General features: G+C 63.7%; 14 protein-coding genes. 9 read left to right on the top strand and 5 right to left on the bottom strand.

The window, feature by feature from the left end; translation table 11 throughout:
- Nucleotides 1-6 precede the first annotated feature (6 nt).
- Nucleotides 7-2,940 carry a TonB-dependent receptor domain-containing protein gene (locus AC3CBN_RS01760; RefSeq protein WP_488635113.1) on the bottom strand — a complete coding sequence of 978 codons (2,934 nt, stop codon included), beginning with the start codon at nt 2,938-2,940 and terminating at the stop codon, nt 7-9.
- A 345-nt stretch (nt 2,941-3,285) separates the two neighbouring features.
- A complete protein-coding gene (locus AC3CBN_RS01765) occupies nt 3,286-4,077 on the bottom strand; it encodes an AMP nucleosidase (protein ID WP_488635114.1) in 792 nt (263 codons plus the stop codon).
- 211 nt (nt 4,078-4,288) lie between these two features.
- Between AC3CBN_RS01765 and AC3CBN_RS01770 the strand changes: the two genes are divergently transcribed.
- From AC3CBN_RS01770 to AC3CBN_RS01780, 3 genes are all read left to right on the top strand, one after another.
- Nucleotides 4,289-6,706: an acyl-CoA dehydrogenase gene (locus AC3CBN_RS01770; RefSeq protein WP_488635115.1), complete on the top strand. Its 2,418-nt coding sequence runs from the start codon at nt 4,289-4,291 to the stop codon at nt 6,704-6,706.
- Nucleotides 6,707-6,815: 109 nt separating this feature from the next.
- Entirely contained in the window at nt 6,816-7,760 is a 945-nt protein-coding gene (locus tag AC3CBN_RS01775; protein ID WP_488635116.1) for a DegV family protein, read from the top strand.
- Nucleotides 7,761-7,808: 48 nt separating this feature from the next.
- Nucleotides 7,809-8,444 carry a DUF4124 domain-containing protein gene (locus tag AC3CBN_RS01780; protein WP_488635117.1) on the top strand — a complete coding sequence of 212 codons (636 nt, stop codon included), beginning with the start codon at nt 7,809-7,811 and terminating at the stop codon, nt 8,442-8,444.
- 237 nt (nt 8,445-8,681) lie between these two features.
- Here the strand turns inward: AC3CBN_RS01780 and AC3CBN_RS01785 are convergent, their stop codons facing one another.
- On the bottom strand, nt 8,682-9,464 hold the full coding sequence (locus tag AC3CBN_RS01785) for an SDR family oxidoreductase (RefSeq protein ID WP_488635118.1): 783 nt from the start codon (nt 9,462-9,464) through the stop codon (nt 8,682-8,684).
- 93 nt (nt 9,465-9,557) lie between these two features.
- Between AC3CBN_RS01785 and AC3CBN_RS01790 the strand changes: the two genes are divergently transcribed.
- Together AC3CBN_RS01790 and AC3CBN_RS01795 are read left to right on the top strand one after the other, a co-directional pair.
- A complete protein-coding gene (locus AC3CBN_RS01790; RefSeq protein ID WP_488635119.1) occupies nt 9,558-9,776 on the top strand; it encodes a hypothetical protein in 219 nt (72 codons plus the stop codon).
- A 134-nt stretch (nt 9,777-9,910) separates the two neighbouring features.
- Nucleotides 9,911-10,735, top strand: coding sequence for an ABC transporter ATP-binding protein (locus tag AC3CBN_RS01795; protein ID WP_488635120.1), 825 nt, complete (start codon nt 9,911-9,913; stop codon nt 10,733-10,735).
- An 80-nt stretch (nt 10,736-10,815) separates the two neighbouring features.
- On the opposite strand, the gene sppA is transcribed toward AC3CBN_RS01795, so the two are convergent.
- Complete coding sequence (sppA, locus tag AC3CBN_RS01800; RefSeq protein WP_488635121.1) at nt 10,816-12,681, bottom strand: signal peptide peptidase SppA; 1,866 nt, start codon at nt 12,679-12,681, stop codon at nt 10,816-10,818.
- 945 nt (nt 12,682-13,626) lie between these two features.
- Nucleotides 13,627-14,994: an MATE family efflux transporter gene (locus AC3CBN_RS01805; RefSeq protein ID WP_488635122.1), complete on the bottom strand. Its 1,368-nt coding sequence runs from the start codon at nt 14,992-14,994 to the stop codon at nt 13,627-13,629.
- 139 nt (nt 14,995-15,133) lie between these two features.
- On the opposite strand from AC3CBN_RS01805, the gene AC3CBN_RS01810 reads away from it, so the two are divergent.
- The 4 genes from AC3CBN_RS01810 to tal all read left to right on the top strand — a co-directional run bounded on the left by AC3CBN_RS01810 (nt 15,134) and on the right by tal (nt 21,250).
- Nucleotides 15,134-16,273 carry a DUF3667 domain-containing protein gene (locus AC3CBN_RS01810; RefSeq protein WP_488635123.1) on the top strand — a complete coding sequence of 380 codons (1,140 nt, stop codon included), beginning with the start codon at nt 15,134-15,136 and terminating at the stop codon, nt 16,271-16,273.
- A 450-nt stretch (nt 16,274-16,723) separates the two neighbouring features.
- Nucleotides 16,724-18,901 (top strand): primosomal protein N', encoded by a 2,178-nt coding sequence (locus tag AC3CBN_RS01815; RefSeq protein WP_488636643.1) that lies wholly within the window; start codon nt 16,724-16,726, stop codon nt 18,899-18,901.
- A gap of 57 nt (nt 18,902-18,958) precedes the next feature.
- Nucleotides 18,959-20,266 (top strand): NAD(P)/FAD-dependent oxidoreductase, encoded by a 1,308-nt coding sequence (locus AC3CBN_RS01820; RefSeq protein ID WP_488635124.1) that lies wholly within the window; start codon nt 18,959-18,961, stop codon nt 20,264-20,266.
- Between the two features lie 30 nt (nt 20,267-20,296).
- Complete coding sequence (gene tal, locus AC3CBN_RS01825) at nt 20,297-21,250, top strand: transaldolase (RefSeq protein WP_488635125.1); 954 nt, start codon at nt 20,297-20,299, stop codon at nt 21,248-21,250.
- Nucleotides 21,251-21,770 lie beyond the last annotated feature (520 nt).

A 21,770-nucleotide genomic window follows, 5' to 3' on the forward strand; every position in this document is an offset into this window, starting at 1 on the left:
TACGACTTAGAACTTAACCGTCACGCGAGCCCAGAAGTAGCGGCCCATCAGGTCGAAGTCGCTCGGGTCGGTGTTGGCGTTGAGCGTGTTGTTCGCGTACAGCATAGGCGGCTGCTTGTCGAACAGGTTGTTGATACCGAAGTCCACGCGGGTGTTGATCGGTGCGATGTTGTAGCCCACCGACGCATCGTTGTAGACCGTAGCACCGTACTTGAGGATCGTGCCCGACTCACCGTTCGGGAAGCTATCCTGCGGCGAACCCGTCGCACCGCCGTTCTGGAAGCGACCGATGTAGCGCATGCGCCACTGGGCACTCCAGCCGCCAGCCTGCCAATCGACGAAGCCCTGACCACGCCAGCGCGGGAACAAGCAGACGCCCACGTTATCCGGACATGCGGCCGAAGGAGCCGAACCGTACGGCAGGAAGTGGCCAGCGTTCTTGTACGTGACGCTGCCAGCAACACCCGGCGCGGTTACCTGATCGTAGTACTTCAGGTAGGTCGCATTGATGCCGACATTGAACTGGCCGAACGAGAACTGCGGCAGCTTGTAGTTGGCCGAGAAGTCGAGACCGGAGGTGTTCAGAGCACCCAGGTTACCGGTCGGCTCAACCGTGGACTGCAGCAACTGACCAGCGTTCGGGCCCGTGGGCTGGCGCTGGATGTACTGGCAGTACACCGTCGAACCGGCGGCGCACAGGTTCAGCAAGCTCTGCAGACCGACCGTGGTGATGGTGTTGTTGAGGTTGACACGCCACAGGTCGACGGTGGTGGACAGACCCGGCACATACGAGGGGCTGTACACGAAGCCGAAGTCATACGACTTGCCGTGCTCCGGCTTGACCTGGAAGCCAGCGACGCGCGAACCCTGGACAACCGCACCAGCCTGGGTCTGCGAGACCACATAGTTGTTCTGGAAGTTGCCGGTCGGGGGCACATTGGCGCAGGCGATAGCCAGCGGCGAACCGGCCGGTGCACCGGCGTAGTTCGTGCAAGGATCGGTGTGGATCAGCGGTGCGTCCGAACCCGAGAAGTACAGCTCGGTCAGGTTCGGTGCACGGAACACGTCTTCCATCGTTCCGCGCAGCAGCAGGTCGTCGATCGGCTTCCACTCCAGCGCGAACTTGAAGTTGTTCGTGCTGCCGAAGGTCTGGATGCGCGAGTAACGGTCACCGATGGTCAGGTTCAGCGACTGTGCGAACGGCACACCCGAGAGGATCGGGATGAACGTTTCGGCGTAGATGTCCTTGGTGTTATAGCCACCCTGGACGGCACTCAGACACTGGCTGCCCAGAATACAGCTGCCGGTGCTGGGGTCGATGACCAGCTGCGGGGCCGGGATCGTGTGCTGGTAGTCCTTACGGTACTCGAGGCCAGCAGCCAGCTGCACGGCACCTGCGGGCAGGCTGAACACCTCACCGCTGAGGCCAGCGTGCCAGGTCTTCTCGATCAGGAAGCTGTTGGAAGGCGCCGCGACGTTGGCCGCCTTGATCGCCGCCACACTGCCCGGCTGATTGATGTCGAACGGATTGAACTGGCAGGCCACCGGGTCGACGCCAGCCGGGCACGATGCCGTACCGTCTGGGTTCTTGGTGGAGGCACCGGTGTAGAGCTTGCTCTGGTCAACCAGGCCATTGGTCGTGGTGACGACGCTCTGATGACCGTAGTTGAAGCCGGCGTCCCAGTTCCAGTTCTTGTCGAAAACGGTGAAGTCACCCTTGAAGCCCGTGTTGATCTGGGCATCGCTGCGACCCACGGACGCCATACGGACGCCGTTGGAGGTCAGACGGGAGGTGAAGGCAAGGCCGTTAGCCGTGCCGTAGCCGTTGCCGAACGGGTTGAACGCGTTGTTCGGGTCGATCACCGCACCGGTCGAGGTCGAACCATAGACCGCCGGAGCCAGCTGGAAGTTGGCGGAGGTCTTCTGGTAGACGGCATCGACGTAGGCCGTCACGTGGTCGGCAAGGTGGTACTCACCGTTGATGAACCCGCCCGTACGCTCCTGCGGGGTCATGATCAGGTTGACCGCCGCGTAGTTGTACTTGTCGGCGTTGCCGTAGCAATGGTAGTTGGCCGGGCTGACAACCTGGCTGTTGCCACCAGAGCTAAGCGAAATGCGCGTGCAATTGAGACCCGACGATGCTGCGAGGGCCGGAGAAATCTGGATGCGGCCCACCGGAGTGGACGACGAACCACCAACAGCAACCTGGGTACCCGAAAGGCTCAGCGCGTTCTTGGAGAAGTCGCGGTTGGCCGACAGCACGCCGTCCTGCTTGTTGTAGTTCAGGCCGGCCATGATGCTTCCCTTGTCGGACGTCTGTCCGAAAGTGAAGGTATAGCCGCTCTGGTCACCGTCCTGATGGTCGGACTGGCCGACGTTGGCGGTGAAGGTCGCACCCTGGTAGTTCTTGCGCGTGATGAAGTTCACCACGCCGCCGATGGCGTCCGAACCGTAGGTTGCCGAAGCACCGGTCGGCAGCACTTCGATGCGCTCGATCAGATCAGCCGGAATGGCGTTCGGATCTTTGCTGAGCAGGCGCTGGCCGTCGATCAGGATCAACGTACGACGCGAACCCAGACCGCGCAGGTTGATGGACGAGCCACCGGTACCGCCACCGTTGTTGGTCTGCGGGTTGACGTTACCGCCGGTCATGGCCGGCAGCTGCTGGACCAGGTCGCCAAGCGTCTGCTTGCCGGTGGCCTGAATTTGCGCACGATCAATCGTGACGACCGGGCTGGCCGTCTCGACGTCTACGCGGCGAATCAGCGAACCGGTCACGGTGACCGTTTCGAGCGTCTTGCTCTTGGTCTGATCTGGCGGCGTAGCGGACTGCGGCGCGTCCTGCGCGAAAGCTGTAGTGCCGTAGGCGCTCGCAGTGAGCATGCCCAGCGACAGAGCCAGGCGGACCGACGTGCACAGTTTATTTTCCCCGAACTTCATGAGAACACCCTCCCGATTATTTATTTATGACTGGGTTTGAAAGAATCCCCGCCTCAAACCCGCGCCCGAGTCACCCAAAAATAGGGGTAGACCGAGGTCTACAGCGCTGCGCATTTATCACGCTTTACTTACAGATAGTCAATAAAATCTATACAGCAGGAATTTGCCTTGTCACGACAGGTAACGTAAATACTTTCGAATTACCGAGGTGAAACAGGCCGCTCCCTAGCGCCCAAAGTCGTTGCTGCGCTGCAATGACCATCGTGTGAAGGGGGTGAAATCACGGTGAAGGCGACCCGGCCCAAGGCCGGCAAACCATGGCCAGGTCGCTGATTCGTCGAAGAATCAATCCGCCCCGCCATCGTCTTCGAAGCGTAAGTGCTTGACGCTGCGACCATTGCGCCGCACCAGTTTCAAGGCTTCTATACCGATGCGTATGTGGCGCTCAACAAACTGCGCCGTCACGGTACGGTCGCTTAATTCCGTCTTAACACCCTCGGGGATCATGGGCTGGTCGGAGACCAGCAGCAGGGCGCCACAGGGGATTTTGTTAGCGAAACCGGCCGCGAAGATGGTGGCCGTCTCCATATCCACCGCCATGCAGCGGGTACGGCGCAGGTATTCCTTGAAGGCCTCGTCATGTTCCCAGACCCGGCGGTTGGTGGTGTACACCGTGCCGGTCCAGTAGTCGTAGCCAAGGTCGCGGATCATGGTGGACACGCCGCGCTGCAGCTGGAACGCCGGCAGCGCGGGCACCTCGGGCAGCAGGTAGTCGTTGGAGGTGCCCTCGCCGCGGATGGCGGCAATAGGCAACACCAGGTCGCCGATGGCGTTCTTCTTCTTGAGGCCCCCGCACTTGCCCAGGAACAGCGCGGCCTTGGGGCTGATGGCGCTGAGCAGGTCCATCACCGTGGCAGCGTTGGGGCTGCCCATGCCGAAGTTGATGAGGGTGATGCCGTCGGCGGTGGCGTTGGGCATAGGTTTGTCGCGCCCCTGCACTTCCACACCGTGCCATTCCGCGAACAACTCCACGTAGTGGCCGAAATTGGTCAGCAGGATGTGCTGGCCGAACTGCTCCAGAGACGTACCGGTATAGCGCGGCAGCCAGTTGGAGACGATCTCCTGTTTGTCCTTCATAAGACCCCTTGGGTCAGCGCAGCGTTTGCTGTCCCGCTGCGCGTTACCGGCGACGCCACGCCGGCAAGATGCCAGATCAGTGCGCGCATCTTACCTGCTGCAAGGCGGGGATTTGGCAACGGTGGGCGCAGAAACGGTTCGTGTCCGGCGGCTCTTTGCACTTTCTTGAAGCATTCACCGTCACCATGGCCTGGTCCTGAGGGAGACCACCATGTTGCTTATCGGTTTGCTCGTTGCGCTGATCGTTCTACTGGGCTTCGCTTTCATGGGCCGCGGCTGGCTGGCCTGGGTGGGCGCCGCTGCGGTTCTCTTCGCCACGTGGGCCGTCCGAGGGGTGTCCTCGCCACTCCTTATATATGGACTGCTATTTGTCACCGCATTGGTTGCACTCGTAACCGGTTTCGCGCCGCTGCGTCGCGCGCTCTTCGCCCGCGCGCTGCTGCCGAAACTGGGCAGGGTGATGCCGCGACTTGGCGACACCGAACGCATCGCGCTGGAAGCCGGCACCGTGTGGTGGGACGCGCAGATCTTCTCCGGTACGCCGGACTGGGATGCGTTGCTGCGTTTCGAGTGCAAGCCGCTAAGCCCACGCGAGCAGGCCTTCATGGACGGGCCGGTGACGAAGCTGTGCGAGATGCTGGACGACTGGCAGATCGAGCAGGACCGCGACCTGCCACCCGAGGTGTGGGACTACATCAAGCGCGAGCGCTTCTTCGGCATGGTGTTGCCCGAGAGCTTCGGCGGGTTGGGTATGTCCGAGATCGGCCACTCGCGCGTGGTCACCCGCATCGCCACGCGTTCGGTGGCCGCAGCCGTCACGGTGATGGTGCCCAACTCGCTCGGGCCCGGCGAACTGCTGCTGCATTACGGCACCGAGGAACAGAAGCAGCGTTACCTGCCTCGCCTGGCCGACGGCCGAGATGTGCCCTGCTTCGCCCTGACCGGCCCCGAAGCTGGCTCCGATGCCGCCGCCACTCAATCGGAAGGCATCGTGGAATGGGGACACTGGCAGGGCGAAGAAGTGATCGGTCTGCGCCTCAACTGGAACAAGCGCTATATCACTCTGGCACCCGTGGCGACGCTGATTGGTTTGGCCTTCCGTTTGAAGGACCCGAACGGCCTGCTCGGAGGACCCGTCGACCGTGGCATTACCTGCGCGCTGATCCAGCGCGGCCTGCCCGGCGTGATGATCGGCAAGCATCACGATCCGATGGGCGTGCCTTTCGCCAACGGCCCCACCGAAGGCCATGACGTGTTCGTGCCGATGGACGCCATCATCGGCGGCGTCGAACAGGCAGGGCATGGCTGGCGCATGCTGATGGAAAGCCTCGCTGCAGGTCGTTCCATCTCGCTGCCCGCACTGGCGGTTGGCGCAGCGCAGATGGCCACGCGCATCTGCGGTGCCTATGCGACGGTGCGCGAACAGTTCGACACGCCCATCGGCCGCTTCGAAGGCATCGAGGAACCGCTGGCGCGCATTGCCGGCCTCACCTACCTCATGACCGCCACACGCACACTTACCTGCGGTGCGCTCGATGCCGGCGAAAAACCAGCCGTGCTCGGCTCCATCGCCAAAGCCTACCTCACGGACGCCATGCGCGAAGTGGTCAGCGATGCGATGGACATTCGCGCCGGCGCGGCGATCCAGCGCGGGCCGCGCAATGCGCTCTCACGCATGTGGATGTCGGTGCCGATCGGCATCACGGTGGAAGGCGCCAACATCCTTACCCGCTCGATGATCATCTACGGCCAGGGAGCGATCCGCTGCCATCCGTGGGTGCAGAAACTGATCGAAGCCATCGCCGCCAAGAACCTGGTCGCCTTCGATCGCTGCACGTTCGGCTACATCAACTTCGTATTCACGCGTGGCGTACGCGCCCTGCTGCTTGGCCTGAGCGGCGCACGACTGGCAAGCGCACCGGCCGACAGCGAGTTGCGGCGCCAGTACCAGCACCTCACGCGGTTCGCCTCGGCGTTCGCCTTCGTTTCGGACCTGTGCATGATCACGCTGGGCGGTTCACTCAAGCGCCGGGAAAAGATCTCGGGCCGGTTGGCCGATGCGTTGGCCTGGCAATACCTGGCTGCGGCCACCCTCAAGCGCTATCACGACGAACCCAAGCTCGCCTCCAACTACGACCTCGCGCGCTGGGGCGTGGCATTGGCGCTGTATCGCACGCAGGAGGCGTTGCGCGGCGTGTTGGACAACCTGCCATCGGGCCTCGCAGCGGGCTTTGCGCGACTGTTGGTATTCCCGCTGGGCGCCCGCTTTCGTCCGCCCTCGGACCGTCTTGGTCAACGCGCCGCACGCGCCATTCTTGAGGATCGCGAGGCGCGCATTCACTTGACCGAAGACATCCACGTGCCCGGCCCTCACGAGCCAGGACTGGGCGAACTGGAAGCTGCGCTCGACAAAGCGGTGCGTGCCATTCCGGTGGAAACCAAACTGCGCGACGCCGTGCGCGCCGGCCAACTCGACCGCGCGCCCAAGGACGAGTTGGACCAACGTGCGTTGGCCGCGGGCATCATCACGCCGGCAGAGTATTCGGCGCTGGGCGAGGCCAATGAGGCGCGCAATGCCGTGGTTCAAGTGGATGCCTTCGACGCCGATACGTATCGGCAGCTGCGCTAGGGATGCCGCCGAGGTGAAAAAGTCCTAGAGGTATGCCCCGACAGTCAGGGTCTGAAGTGGCGGGGGCGCGTGCTATGTTGGCCGCGCCGTTAGGTAGGGGAGTGACACGATGCGGATGGGCCTGGCCATTGATGCGTCCTGCGATCTACCGCAGGCGTTTCTGCAGAAGCACCATATTGCGGTGATGCCGATCACTATCCGCGTCGACGACGAGATCTTCCTGGACAATCGCAACCAGGTCGAACTCCACCGCTTCCTCGACCGCAACCTCGGCAGCCGCAGCCATTCGGCAGAAACCGAGCCGTGCTCCATCGAAGACGTGCAGAAGCTGTTCCTGGACAAGCTGGTGCTGGAACAGGACTGCGTGTTCTGCCTCACCATCACCGCCACGCGCAGCTCCATCAACGAGCATGTGATCAAGGCAAGCTTCGCGGTGCTGAAAAACTACCGCGAGGTGCGCGAGAAGAACGGCATCACCGGGCCGTTCCTGATGCGCGTGATCGATACGCGCAGCCTGTTCGCCGGCTCTGCTCCGGCGATCGTCGAGGCAGCGCGCCTGATCGAGGCGGGCGAGGCACCGGCGGCTATCCGCGAACGACTCACCTATATCGCCAACAACTCGTACGGCTACATGCTGCCGCGCGACCTCTACTACCTGCGCGCGCGCGCCAAGAAAAAGGGCGACCGCAGCGTGGGCCTGTTCAGCGCCGTGATCGGTTCGGCGCTGGACATCAAGCCGCTGCTGCGCGGCTATCGCGGCGAAACCGGCCCGGTGGGCAAGGTGCGTGGTTTCGAGCAGGGCGCCGCAACACTGTTCAACTATGTGGCCGAGCGCGTGCACGCCGGATTACTCGTGCCCGCGGTGTGCGTAAGCTACGGCGGCGACCTTGCCGAACTGGCCAAGCTGCCGGGCTACGCCGATTTGCGCACGGCCTGCGAAGAATGTGGTGTGGAACTGATGGAAGCGCCCATGAGCATCACCGGCATGGTCAATGTGGGCGAAGGCGCGGTAACGCTGGGTTTCGCCGCCGAAGAACACGTCGCCGAGTTCTGATGACCCGCGACGGCGACGGGTCGAGCCAATTCCGGAGCAGGCCTGCGCATGATCCGACGACTGTCTGCCCTCGCCCTGATCGCTTGCATCGGTGTACCGGTCCACGCCGGCACCGCCTACCAGTGCACAGCGGCCAATGGCCGGGTGACCTATCAGGACAAACCCTGCGCGTCGGGTCTGCGCCAGCAGGTACTGCAACTGGATGATTCGGTGCCTGTCTCGCCGCCGCCTGTGAGAGCGCACGAGCCTGACGTCGCCGCTCCCGTGCAGGCGCCACCGCCACCGCCTTCCGAACCATTTGCTCCGTTGCCGGTGATGTATGCCTGCATGAGCGCGACGGACGGCAAAACCTATCTGAGCGAAAACGGCGACCCGCAACCCTATCGGGTGCCGTACGGCATTCTCGGCTCGCAGCTATCGCTGTCGCAGGCCTACGGACCACCCAACGGCGCCGGCGCTTCCGCGCCCGAACTCAACCGCGGCCACATCACACCGGGACTGATCGCCAGGTATTACGTCTGGGTGCAGGACCAGTGCCGCGAACTGACCCACAGCGAGACCTGCCACGCGTTGCGCGATGCCTACGACGACAACGAGACCAAGCTGAAACGCGCCTTCAAGAGCGACCGGCCACCACTGGAAAAGCGCGAGGCGACCTTGCTCGGCCAACTGCGCAACTGCTGAGAAATGCTCGCTGCGCATTTCTTGCGCAAAGTCATGCAAGTGTCTGCCACATAAGGCTCGCGCGCACTTTTCCACAGGCTTGCCACCAGGCTTTCCCCAGATGCTGTGGAAAACTCAGCGCGGAGCATGATGTAAAATTGAGCACGATGATGAAACCACTGCGCCGGCGCGCACTTGGCGCATCTATCCACAGGCTTGCCCAAGGACAATCCACATCCCCTGTGGACAACCGCGTGCTCAGAATCCGTAGTTGAGGAAACCGCCATCCACCGCCAGCACCTGGCCAGTGATGTAGCTGGCCGCGGGCAGGCAGAGGAAGGCGATGGCCGCAGCCACTTCTTCCGGCTCGCCGATACGACGTAGCGGCGTGCGGTCCAGTACTTCGTCCAGGTACTCGTCGTCGGCCAACGCCGGCTCCGAGCGCTGCGTGCGGATGTACCAGGGCGCCACGGCATTGACGCGGATGCCATCGGCGGCCCACTCCACCGCGAGGTTGCGCGTGAGCTGGTGCAGCGCTGCCTTGCTCATGCCGTAAGGCGACCCGGTACGCACATGCGTTGAGCCGGAAACCGAACCCACGTTGACGATGGCGGCGTTCGCGTGCTGCACCAACTGCGGATGCGCCAGCCGACACATCTCGAAGGCGGAGAACAGGTTCTGCTCGAAGATCGCGCGGTACTCGTCCTCGCGATAGGACAGTGTGGGCGCGGGTTGGTTGCCGCCTGCGTTGTTGATCAGCAGCGACAGCGGCGCGCCCAGATCGGCGACCCAGTCGAACACCGCCAGCCGCTCCTCTTGCTCACTGAGGTCGGCGCCGAAGCCCAACACCTCGATGCCCGGGAAGTCATCCAGCAACTCCACCATCACCTGTTCGAGGTAATCGACGTCACGTGACACCAACAACAGGTTGGCGCCCAGGCCTGCCAGCTCGCGTGCGGCGGCGTAACCGATGCCCTTGCTGGCACCGGTAATCAAAGCAGTGTGGCCCTGCAATTGCCAGGCATCGATGCGCGTGTTCATACGCTGAGCTTAGAACCTGTCTTGCCCCCGCGCCAAGCTTGCTGCCCACGGCAGCACGCGGGACACTGATGACCACTCCTGCGAGGACTGCCCATGAAATGGCTTGCCCCGATGTTCTGCGTGTGCGCTCTTGCCGCCTGCTCGGGCAAACCGCCCGCACCGGTGTCCCAGCCAGCCGCTGCCAGCACGGCGCGCGTCGCCACGCCCTGGGATGACCTCAAGAAAGACGAACAGCGCGCTCGCGATGTGCAGAAGACTGTCGACCAGCAGGCAGAGAAGCAGAAGCAGCAGATCGAGGCAGCCGAACAGTAATCCATGCCTCCTTGAAGGAACGCACCCTGTGCGCGACAAATCAACGGAGCGATGACGCCATACTTCTACGATCGCGCACAAAGTGCGCTCCTACGGGGATTGGCATGCGTGACTGGTAGAGGCATCGTGGTGGTATGAATTTCCCTCACTCCACAGAACTGGTCTCCACACCGCTGCTGGAGATCGACAACGCCAGTGTGATGCGCGGCGAGCGCTTGATCCTGGATCACCTCAGCCTGCGCATCGACACGGGCGAACATACCGCGATCCTCGGCGCCAACGGCGCGGGCAAGTCCACGCTGGTACGTTTGATGACGCGCGAGCTGTATCCGCTGGCGCGCGAGGATGGCCGCGCGTCATTGCGCGTATTCGGCCGCGAGCGCTGGCATGTATCGGAGTTGCGCAGCCTGCTCGGCATCGTGTCGCCATCGCTGCAGGACGACTGCACCGGCGATGCCACGTTGGAAGTGTCCGAAGCCGTGCTGACGAGTTTCTTCTCCGCGCGCCGGCTTGGGCTCGACCATCGCATCACCGCGGCGATGCGCGAGCGTGCCGATGAAGCACTTACGCATGCCGGCGCCACGCACCTGCTGGGCCGCAAGATGGCCAGCCTCTCCACGGGCGAGGCGAGACGCGTGCTGATCGCACGCGCGCTGGTGCATCGTCCGCGTGCACTGCTGCTGGATGAACCCTGCGCAGGCCTGGATATGGCCAGCCGTCGCCGCTTCATGGAAAGCCTGCGCGGCCTCGCACGCAGCGGCACGACGCTGCTACTGGTAACGCATCACATCGAGGAGATCCTGCCGGAGATCGCGCAGGTTGTGCTGTTGCGTGATGGGCGTTTGCTGCGTCAGGGCGACAAGGCCAGCGTACTCACTGACGCCACCTTGACCGAAACGTTCGGCATGCCAGTGCGCGTTCAACGACACGGCGACTACTACAGCGCGGCTATCGCATAGCTGCGGTGCCAACCTGGAAAGCACAAAGGTCCCGGTTCGCACCGGGGCCTTTGTTTTGCATCACTTGAACGGGTGAACGCTTAGCGTGGTGTGCAGAAGCAATAGGCGTAAATGTTCGGACGACCCGCCTGCGCAGTACGCAGCAACTTCAACTCCGGCGCCAGAGTATCGATATGCGCCACCCACGTCGGCAGATGCACGCCATACGACTGGGCGACCTGCACCATCGCACTCTCGTTGAGGTTGACCAAGAACTGCTCGAAGCTGCCGAGCGATTCCTCCACATAGCGCACTGGATACTGCTTACCCAGCTTGGCGCGCGTGGCGGCATCGGCCACCGCGTCGCCCAGGCCGCCGAGCTGATCGACCAGGCCACGCTCGATCGCCTGCTGGCCGGTCCACACGCGACCCTGCGCAATGGTGTCGATAGCGTCATACGGCTTGCCGCGCGCCTTGGCGACCTGACCGACAAAATCGCGGTAGCCCTTTTCGATGGTCGCCTGGATCACCGTGCCCACTTTGGGATCGAGCGGGCGCGTGATGTCGAACGCACCGGCGAGCGGACCCGTGCCCACGCCGTCGTTCTTCACCCCGAGCTTGTCCAGCGTGCCCGGCACCGTGAGCACCATGCCGAAGATGCCGATAGAGCCGGTGATGGTGTTGGGCTCGGCGTAGATGCGATCGGCGTTCATCGCGATCCAGTAACCGCCGCTGGCGGCCACGTTGCCCATCGACACGATCACGGGAATGCCGGCCTCGCGGGTCAAGGCGACTTCGCGACGAATCTGCTCGGCGGCATACACTTCGCCGCCCGGCGAGTTGACGCGCAACACCAACGCCTTGGTGCGCTTGTCCCCGCGCGCGGCGCGGATCAGCGCCGCCGTGGAATCGCCGCCCACCGTACCCTGCGGCTGCTTGCCACCGGAAATTTCCCCTTCAGCCACCACCACCGACACGCCCGGGTCGAGCCCGCCATCGTCGTCGGGCAGGTTGGCGCCGTAGCGCTGCAAGGAGATCTGGCGGAACCCTTCACCCTTCTTGCCGGCGGGCACACCTTCCTTGCGCATCATCGCCTCCAGCTCGGCCGGCGTGGCCAGGCCATCGACCAGGTGCTGGTCCAGCGAAAGCCGACCCAGGTCGCCGCGCGTGCTGACGATCTTTTCAGGCAGGGTGTCGATGTCCGCGCGCAAGGTGGCGGTATCGAGCTTGCGCAGCTTCGCCACTTCATTGATGTAGCTGTCCCACAGGCCGCCCATCCAGAAGCTGTCCGCTTCCTTCGCCTCGGGCGACGCATGGTCGAGGATGTACGGTTCGGCCGCACTCTTGAACTGGCCCACGCGGAACAGGTGCACGTCCACGCCTAGCTTGTCGAGCAGATCCTTGTAGAACAGGCGGTAGTTCGCGAGGCCCGTAATCATCACGCCGCCCTGCGGGTCGACCAGAATGCGGTCGGCATGCGCGGCGAGGTAGTACTGCCCCTGGTCCAGATTCGGCGCCCACACGATCACGGGCTTGCCGGCGGCACGGAATCGATCCAGCGCGGCACCCACTTCGCGCAGCGCCGCGAAACCGCCGCCCTGCAACTCGCCGGGTTCGAGCAGGATGCGCGTGATGCGCGAATCCTTCGCGGCCGCATCAATGGCACCGATCAGGTCACGCAGCTGAATCTGCTTGGGAGGATTGTCGGAAAGCTGGGCCAGCGCGCGCTGCATCGGATCGATGCTGTACTGCTCGACCAGCTCGCCCTTGGGCTTGATCACCAGCACGCTGTCGTTCTGAACGGCGTGTTCACCGCGGCTGCCGAGATACCCGGCCAGCAGCACCAGCATCAGCAAGAACAGTAAAAAGAAGAAGATCAGGTTGAGGATCACCAGCCTGACCGTGTTGATGCCACGCCCGAGGACGCAGAGAAAAGCCCAGAAACCGTTGGGGCGGCGCTCCGTCATGCGAAGTTTCCTCAAGATGTCCGTGACAGCGTAGCCGTTCGCGCGATGAAGGTCATGTGGTGCTGATGACACATAAGGCTGGCGTTGGCACTTGGCCCCTTCTCCCTTTTTGGCGACCCGAAGGTAGTCCCTGTGGGAGAGAAGGTTGGGATGAGAGGCCAATCTTGCGACAGCACAGCTACGAGGCTCGGCTCTTTGCCCCTTCTCCCCCTCGGGGAGAAGGTTGGGATGAGGGGCGGGTGCTTGCGATAACGCGACAGTCAGGCGATGTAGCAAGCTTGCCGCTTACGCAGCGGGCGTTTCGACCACCTGCCGGCAGCCGAGTCACTTTTCTTTGCTGGCTCAAAGAAAAGTAACCCAAAGAAAGAGCCTCTAGAGCTGGCAGCGCGCCGTGGGATAGAAGCGTTGGGATGTCTCTGTAATCAGAGAGTTGACTCCCCAAGGTTATATGCAGCCGCTACACCGCGAGGCGTCAAGGTGGTGAGGACTTAAAGCGGGGTCGGCCGAAGGTCGAAACTTTTGCCGCAACCGAAAGATAGCCACAAAGCGCATGCTTTAAGCCCTCTGCGCTCCGGCGCGTTGCGGTGTAGCGGCTGTGCATAACCAGGGGCCGCAACCTAGCCGTCTGGCGACGTCCTTCAGGCTCCTATCCCACCTGCCGCTATGAGCCTTTAAGGCCATTTCTTTGGGTTACTTTTCTTTGAGCCAGCAAAGAAAAGTGACTCGGCTGCCGGCAGGCAGTCGAAACGCCCGCTGCGTAAGCGGCAAGCTGGCGACACCGCTCAGCTGTAGCGTCATGGCAAGCACCCGCCCCTCATCCCAACCTTCTCTCCCACAGGGACTACCTTCGGGTCGCCCAAAGGGGAGAAGGAGCAGAAGCGCTCGAAACGTCCGCCGCATAGCCGACAACCTAGCCTCCAAGCAACAACCGAGCAAAGCGCACCCTCACCCCCGTCGCCGCCACGTCTCATGAAACGCGTTCCGCCAGAACCGCGCGAACAGCAACACGGCGGCCATGCTCAGCCCGGCGATCAGCCCCATCCACATGCCACGCGCGCCCATGCCATGGGGAAACGCCAGCCACCAACCCACCGGCATACCAACGCACCAGTAGGCAAACAGAGTGATGACCATCGGTACGCGGGTGTCCTTCAGGCCGCGCAGCGCGCCATTGGAGGTGACCTGGATGCCATCGGAGAACTGGAAGAACCCGGCCAACAGCATCAGCTGCGCGGCCAGCGCGATCACTGCCGCGTCATGCGTATACAGGCGGGCCAGCAGATTCGGAATGCCGAGCATCACCGACGATGAAACCGCCTGCAGGCCCAGCGCCAGCGCGATGCCGCAAAAGCCCGCATAACGCACGCCGCGTGCATCGCCGCGACCCACCGCGTTGCCCACGCGCACGGTGATTGCCATCGACAGGCCCAGCGGAATCATGAAGGCCACCGTCGCCACGCTCAGCGCCACCTGATGGCTGGCCACCACCGTCTCACCCAAGGTCGCAATGACTAGCGCGACAGCCACGAACAGGCCGCCTTCGGCGAGCAGGGTCACCGCCATGGGGCCGCCGATCTTCAACAGCTCCAGCAGCACTTTCGGCTTGGGCCAGGCCAGGCCTTCGCGCAGGCCCAGGTCGCGATAGGCGGGATGCTTGGCGACGTACAGCGCAAAGCCCAGCATCTCCAGCCACAGCACGATGGCGGTGGCGATGCCGCTGCCCAGCGAACCCAGTGCGGGCAAGCCGAACTTGCCGTACATCAGCACGTAGCCCAGCGGCGCCAGTACCAGCAGGCCGCCGAAGCTGAAATACATAGAGGGGCGCGTCATCGACAGCCCTTCAGAAAGACCGCGCAACGCGAAGTAGCTGGTGAGCGCCGGGCCGGCCCAGCTGATGGCATGCAGAAAGTGCATGACATCAGCGCGCAGCGTCGGCACCACGCCGATCCAGTCCAGCATCGGCGTGGCGTTGCGCACCAGGAACCACATGACGATGCCCATGCCCCAGGCCAGCCACAGCGCCTGCACGAACACGGCGCCCACTTCGTGGCGGCGACCCGCACCATCCAACTGCGCCACCGAAGGCGGCACCGCCATCATCATGCCCAGGCCGCTGACCAGCGCCAACGCCCAGATGCTCACCGCGGTCGTGACTGCCGCCTGCACATGCGCGTTCAAGTGACCGGCCAGCACGGCATCAACGAAGTTCGGACCCACCGCGGCAAGCTGCGCGGCGATCAGGGGAAGGGCAAGACGCACCGTGGCGCCGACCTCGTGCGCCACCCTGGCGCGATCGGGGCGGAAAGACTGCATAGAGAGACTCCTGGGCCGGGCATTCTAGCGCAGCCGTGCCAGCGACCTCCGGTCATGCACTTCAAACAGACGCCCACAGGGGCTGTCGGCATCGGCCGCTTGTGCCAAGATTCCGGGCTTGTCCGTTCGGGGGAGACACATGAAAAAGGAATTGGTGTCGTTCGAAGGGGTGCACTGCGCCAACTGCAGGGCGCCGATGCAGGGTGAGTACTGCCATGAATGTGGACAGTCCATCCACACCGTGTTGCGGCCGATGCATCACATGGTCGAGGACACGCTGGACATGGTGTTTCACGTGGACGGCCGCGTGGTGCACACCGTGCCGCCGCTGCTGTACCGGCCCGGCTTCCTCACCATGGAATATTTCTCCGGCCGCCGCCAACGCTACGTGGCGCCATTTCGCCTGATGTTCGTGCTGTGCCTGCTGGCGTTCTTCGTTTGCCACCTCGCGCTCAACAATGTGCACCTGGGCGGCGAGGACCTTGTAGAGAGCCAGGGCACGGGCGAGTTCGCACAGGATCTGACCAGCACAGCGGTGCACGCGCGCTATGACCGCATGGCCAAAGGCCTCGAAGACGGCTTGAAGGGAGTCCAGGGCGAGGGTGACCTCGGTAAAGCCACCCGCAAGACCCTGAAGCGCACGCTCACGATAGAGCGCGATCGCGCCAACCACCGCCTGACCCAACTTGGCGCGCCGCTGATCGAGATCGAGCCTGAGCAATCCATGAGCTTCAAATCCAAGCCAGTGCAGATCAGCTGGCTTACGGACGGCATGAATGCCAGCCTCAACCGGGCCGCGAAACATGCGGCCATGAACGCCAAGGGTTTCATGGATGGCGGCGAAGCGGGCGCCGAGGCACAGGACCGCATCGTGGCGGGCATCTTCGCCGTGTTGCCCCAGACCATGTTCGTGCTGATGCCGGCCTTCGCCCTGTTCCTGAAGATGATCTATCTCTTCAAGCGACGGCTATACATGGAGCATTTGATCGTGGCGCTGCACAGCCACGCCTTCCTGTTCCTCACCCTGTTCCTGGTCGCCCTGCTGTCCATGTTCAGGAGCTGGCTGTCGTCCCATGCGTCATGGGCGGGCACCATCGTGGGCTATATCGAGGTGGCCTTCCTGATTTGGGCGCCGGTCTATCTTCTGGTCATGCAAAAGCGGGTCTATCGCCAGGGCTGGACGATGACCGTCCTGAAGTACTTCGTGGTGGGCTGGTGCTACCTCTGGCTGCTCGTCATTGCACTGAGCTTTGCGGTCGTGCTCGGACTCGCACATTGAGAACCAGATCACACCAAACCTGCGCAGTGGTGCAGGTTCGCGGCGCCTGAAGCCACATCGGAATCGGGGTTTTGCACAGCGTCACATGGCTGTCAAGGCAAGTCTCATGCCTGTGGCAGTTATGTGAACCCCAGCCAAGTGGAAAATATAAGTCACTGAATTTAAAATATATTTCTGCTTGGTTAAAACTTACGCAGAGCGTCCTGAAGGCCGTTTTCATGCGCTTGGCGGCCCTCCCTCAACGCACGATCCACAGACTTATCCACAGAGGTTGTGGATAAAGCCAAAAGGCCCCTGCCAATAGTCACTTAGACCCCATTCCTAGATGACGGGGCAGCAAGCGGCCGCAAACTGGCGCTGGTAGACCATTCGCCGCCGCACGTTGCCAACCAGGGGCCCGTTTCAGCACACCACGGGCCGGTTACACTGCCCTGCCACAGGGATGCTCTGATCGATTCCATGCCTGCCGTCCTTCGCGTCGCCCTCCCGGTTCCCCTACCGACCCTGTTCGACTACTTGCCGCCCTCCTCCGGCCAGGCTGTCGCGGGTAGTCGCGTGCTGGTTCCGTTCGGCAAGGGCAAGTCGGTAGGCATCGTGGTTGAGACGAACGTCGAGACCGCGGTGGGCAATGCGCGCCTCAAGCGCGTGCTGCGCGTACTGGACGACGCCCCTCTGCTCGATGCCGAACTGATGGCCACTCTCGCCCGCGCCGCCGACTACTGGCTGGGCGCACCGGGTGAGGCCTATGCCAATGCCCTGCCCCTGGCCCTGCGCGAGGATCGCCCGCTCCCGGACCTTCGCGAGGAAGCCTGGTCGCTGACCGCGGCCGGTCGCAGTGCGCTGGATGCCGGAAGCCGGCGAGGAAGCAGCCGCGCGCTGCTCGAAGCCCTTGCCCGCGGGCCGCAGACCGCCGAGCTGCTGCACGAAGTGTTGCCGGGCTGGCGCGATGCCGCCCGCCGGCTCGATGACGCCGGGTTGATTGCCCGCGCCGAAATCGCGTCCGCCGTGCCCGCGCCGATCACCTCGCCGCCCAACCTCACCGCCGAGCAGCAACAGGCGGTAAGCGCGATCAGTGAAACGCTGGGACAGTTCCAGCCCTTTCTGCTGGACGGCGTTACCGGCAGCGGCAAGACCGAGGTTTATCTCGCGCTGATCGAGCAGGTCATCGCCCAAGGCAAGCAGGCCTTGCTGCTGGTGCCGGAGATCGGACTGGCGCCGCAGACGGTGCGTCGGCTGCGCGAGCGTCTGGGCGTGGCCGTGCAGGTGCTGCATTCCAACCTCGCCGAGGGTGATCGCGCACGCGCCTGGCTGCGCGCACGCTCGGGCGAGGCCAAGGTCATCCTGGGTACGCGCTCGGCGGTGTTCACGCCGCTGCCGCACGCGGGGCTGATCGTGGTGGATGAGGAACACGACAGCGCCTACAAGCAGCAGGAAGGTTTCCGCTACCACGCGCGCGACCTCGCGCTGCTACGCGCCCGCGCACTGAACGTGCCAGTGGTGCTGGGTTCGGCCACGCCTTCGCTGGAATCGCTGGCCAACGCAACGTCCGGTCGCTACCGCACGCTGCATCTGCGTGCGCGTCCCGGTGCGATTCGTGCGCCGCAGGTGCAGATCGTGGACATGCGCGCGCAGCGACTGGACCACGGCCTTTCGCCCGCACTGCTGGCGGCAGTGGCCGACACCGTAGCGCGTGGCGAGCAGGCGCTGGTGTTCCGCAATCGCCGCGGTTATGCGCCGGTATTGCTTTGCTACGCCTGCGGCTGGCACGCCGAGTGCCCGCGTTGCGAACACCCCATGACACTGCATGCCGGGCGCCGCCAGCTCATCTGTCACCACTGCGACTACACCTCGCGTGTGCCGCAACAATGCCCCGCCTGCGCGGCGCCCGATCTCAAGCCGCAAGGCCAGGGCACGGAACGGCTGGAAGAAGCGCTCGCTGCGCAATTCCCCGACGTGCCGGTACTGCGCATCGATCGTGAAACCACACGTCGCCGCGATGCCTTCGAACAACTGCTGGAAGGGCTGCATGAAGACCGTCCGGCGATCCTCGTCGGCACACAAATGCTGGCCAAAGGCCACGACCTGCCCAACCTCACCCTTGTGGCCATCGTCGGCGTGGATGAAGGCCTGCTCAGTGTGGACTTCCGCGCCAGCGAACGGCTCTCCCAGCTGGTAGTGCAAGTGGCCGGTCGCGCGGGCCGCGCCAGCAAGCCGGGGCGCGTGCTGTTGCAGACGCATCATCCCGAGCATCCCTTGCTGCGCCAGCTGCTCGCGCAAGGTTATGCAGCGGCGGCTAACTCATTGCTGGACGAACGGCGCAGCGTGCAGCTGCCGCCCTATGGTCACCAGGTGCTGCTGCGCGCCGAGGCGCACCAACGCGAGCACGTGGATGTATTCCTCGCTGAGGCGTGTGCCGCGCTGGCGGGTGCGCCGCTCCAAATCGCCGGCCCGATGCCCGCGCCCATGCCGCTGCGTGCGGGTCGTCATCGCGGGCAACTGCTGATCGAAGCCGACAGCCGCGGCGTGCTGCATGGAGCACTGCGTCCCTGGTATCGCACGCTGTCCACGCTGCCTTCGGCGCGTCGCGTGCGCTGGTCGCTCGACGTCGATCCGGTCGATCTCTACTGAGCCATCGGGACCGGCTGCGACACCTTCAACGATTCCCTATCTCGCATGAGGCATCACATGGAAGGCAACGCACGATCTCCCGATACACGTCCCCATGTCGTCATTCTCGGCGGAGGCTTCGGTGGGCTGGCGGCGGCACGCGGATTGGCCAACTCGGATGTCCGCATCACCGTGATCGACCGTCGCAACCATCATCTGTTCCAGCCGTTGCTCTATCAGGTCGCGACCGCCGGCCTTTCCGCACCGTCCATCGCCGCGCCGCTGCGACAGATTCTTCGCAAGCAATCCAATGTCACCGTACTGATGGACGAGGCGCTGGATGTCGACGTGGCACAGCATCGCGTGCGCCTCGCGCAGGGCGACCTGGACTACGACTTCCTCATTGTCGCCACTGGTGCCACGCATGCCTATTTCGGCCACGATGCGTGGATGCCCCACGCACCCGGACTGAAGACGCTGGATGACGCCTTCACCATCCGTCGCCGGGTACTGCTCGCGTTCGAGCATGCCGAGCGCGAAGACGATCCGTCATGGCGACAGGCATGGCTCAACTTCGTCGTGGTCGGCGGTGGCGCCACTGGCGTGGAGTTGGCTGGCACACTCGCCGAAATTGCTCGCCACACTTTGCCGCGCGAATTTCGCCGCGCCGATCTAAGCCAGGCGAATGTGCTGCTGGTGGAAGCCGGGCCGCGCCTGTTACCTGCCTTCGATGAGGATCTCTCGGAGAAGGCGCGCCGCCAGCTGGAAAAGCTCGGCGTGGAGGTTCGCACGGGCACGTCCGTCACCGACATCGACGCGCACGGCGTGATGCTCGGCGACACGGCACTGCAAGCACGCACCGTGCTGTGGGCCGCCGGCGTCGCCGCCTCACCGCTGGGACGCCTGCTCGGCGCGCCGGTCGACAAGGCCGGACGCGTGGAGGTGACCGACGATCTCAGCCTGCCCGGCCATCCCGATGTCTTCGTGATCGGCGATCTCGCCACCGTGACGCAACCCGATGGCAAGGCGGTGCCTGGCGTGGCGCCCGCGGCCAAGCAAATGGGTCGATATGTGGCGGCCGCCATTCGCGCCCGCTTGCGTGGCGACGGCACGACCAAGCCCTTCCGCTACCGCGACGACGGCGCGCTGGCCACCATAGGCCGCATGGCGGCGGTGGCGCAGTTTGGGCGCGTGAAGTTCTCCGGGCTGGTCGCCTGGTGGGTATGGCTGGTGGCCCACGTGTATTTCCTGATCGGCTTTCGCAACCGCCTGGTGGTGCTGCTGGACTGGGCCTGGGCGTACTGGACCTACCAGCGCCACGCCCGGATCGTCACCGGCAGCGATGAGACCCGCCCGATGCATGCGCCCGAGTCTGACGACGCGTAAAATCACCCATTCAGCCCAACGGATATCGACGTGTCCTCCCAACTCGAACAACTACGCCAGTACACCACCGTAGTCGCCGACACCGGCGACATCGAGGCGATTGCCCGCTATCGCCCGGTGGACGCCACCACCAATCCTTCGCTGCTGCTGAAGGCCACTGAGCTGCCGGCGTACGCGCCGCTCATTGACGAAGCCGTGCAGCGCGCGAAGTCGGAAAGCAACTCGCGCGAGCAGCAGCTGATCGATGCCTGCGACCACCTCGCCGTGGCGGTGGGCCGAAAGATCGTCGAGCTGGTGCCGGGCCGCGTGTCCACCGAAGTCGATGCGCGCCTGTCATTTGACACCCACGCCACCATCGACAAGGCCGAACGTTTGATCGCTCTGTACGAGCAGACCGGTGTGAAGCGCGATCGCATCCTGATCAAGGTCGCATCGACGTGGGAAGGCATTCGCGCCGCCGAAAAGCTGGAAAAGCGCGGCATCCAGTGCAACCTCACCCTGCTGTTCTCGTTCGAGCAGGCGGTGGCCTGCGCCGAAGCGGGCGTGTTCCTGATCTCGCCGTTCGTCGGCCGCATCATGGACTGGTACGTGGCCAACACCGCGACCAAGAGCTATGCGCCGGACGAAGATCCGGGCGTGCAGTCGGTGCGCCGCATCTACGACTGGTACAAGGAACACGGCTTCCACACCGTGGTGATGGGCGCGAGCTTCCGCAACATCGGTCAGATCCAGGCGCTGGCAGGCTGCGATCGCCTCACCATCAGCCCGGACCTGCTGGAGAAGCTCGAGCTGGAATCGTCACCGCTTCAGCGCGCACTGAGCGACAAGGGCGCCACCAAGGCCAAGCCGGCGCCGCTCAGCGAAGCCGCCTTCCGCTGGGGCCACAACGAAGACGCCATGGCCACCGACAAACTCGCCGACGGCATCCGCAAGTTTGCTGCGGATCAGCGCAAGCTCGAGGCGTTGTTGGCTAAGAAGCTCTAAGGCTTTATTCATGGCAAAAGCAAAACGCCCCGTCCCGGGGCGTTTTTTGTAGGGGCGCATCGTACACGCGACAAGCCTACGCAACGTAACACTGTAACTCCGCGGTCGCGCATAGGGTTCGCTTCTACTGGGATAGATGGCCTTACCGCGAGCACCCGCCCTTCACCACCTTCAGGTGGCTCACCCCTCCCTCTCCCCGGAGGGGAGAGGGAGCAGAGCAAGGCCCTTCGCCTTAAGTCCTCAGTGCACCGCCGCGTTGCTGTGTAGCCGCGCTCCATGAGGTAACACGTCACTCATCTAGCTGGCGCCAGTTACCGGGCTGGTATCCTTCGAAATGCTGCCAGCTCTTCAGGCCATTTTCTTTGGGTTACTTTTCTTTTGGGCCAGCAAAAGAAAAGTGACTCGGTCGCCGGCAGGCGATCGACACGCCCGCCGCGTAGGCGGCAAGCTGGCGGTAGCGTCGAACTAAGAACGAAAGTCGCTGGATCCCAGCTTTCGCCGGGATGACAACATCGGAAAG

It is taken from the genome of Dyella sp. OK584, assembly GCF_057787755.1.

What these genes read in the sequence shown, in the direction of transcription:
- AC3CBN_RS01760 (WP_488635113.1), bottom strand. Translation starts at nt 2,940, where the DNA reads ATGAAGTTCGGGGAAAATAAACTGTGCACGTCGGTCCGCCTGGCTCTG.
- AC3CBN_RS01765 (WP_488635114.1), bottom strand. Translation starts at nt 4,077, where the DNA reads ATGAAGGACAAACAGGAGATCGTCTCCAACTGGCTGCCGCGCTATACC.
- AC3CBN_RS01770 (WP_488635115.1), top strand. Translation starts at nt 4,289, where the DNA reads ATGTTGCTTATCGGTTTGCTCGTTGCGCTGATCGTTCTACTGGGCTTC.
- AC3CBN_RS01775 (WP_488635116.1), top strand. Translation starts at nt 6,816, where the DNA reads ATGCGGATGGGCCTGGCCATTGATGCGTCCTGCGATCTACCGCAGGCG.
- AC3CBN_RS01780 (WP_488635117.1), top strand. Translation starts at nt 7,809, where the DNA reads ATGATCCGACGACTGTCTGCCCTCGCCCTGATCGCTTGCATCGGTGTA.
- AC3CBN_RS01785 (WP_488635118.1), bottom strand. Translation starts at nt 9,464, where the DNA reads ATGAACACGCGCATCGATGCCTGGCAATTGCAGGGCCACACTGCTTTG.
- AC3CBN_RS01790 (WP_488635119.1), top strand. Translation starts at nt 9,558, where the DNA reads ATGAAATGGCTTGCCCCGATGTTCTGCGTGTGCGCTCTTGCCGCCTGC.
- AC3CBN_RS01795 (WP_488635120.1), top strand. Translation starts at nt 9,911, where the DNA reads ATGAATTTCCCTCACTCCACAGAACTGGTCTCCACACCGCTGCTGGAG.
- sppA (WP_488635121.1), bottom strand. Translation starts at nt 12,681, where the DNA reads ATGACGGAGCGCCGCCCCAACGGTTTCTGGGCTTTTCTCTGCGTCCTC.
- AC3CBN_RS01805 (WP_488635122.1), bottom strand. Translation starts at nt 14,994, where the DNA reads ATGCAGTCTTTCCGCCCCGATCGCGCCAGGGTGGCGCACGAGGTCGGC.
- AC3CBN_RS01810 (WP_488635123.1), top strand. Translation starts at nt 15,134, where the DNA reads ATGAAAAAGGAATTGGTGTCGTTCGAAGGGGTGCACTGCGCCAACTGC.
- AC3CBN_RS01820 (WP_488635124.1), top strand. Translation starts at nt 18,959, where the DNA reads ATGGAAGGCAACGCACGATCTCCCGATACACGTCCCCATGTCGTCATT.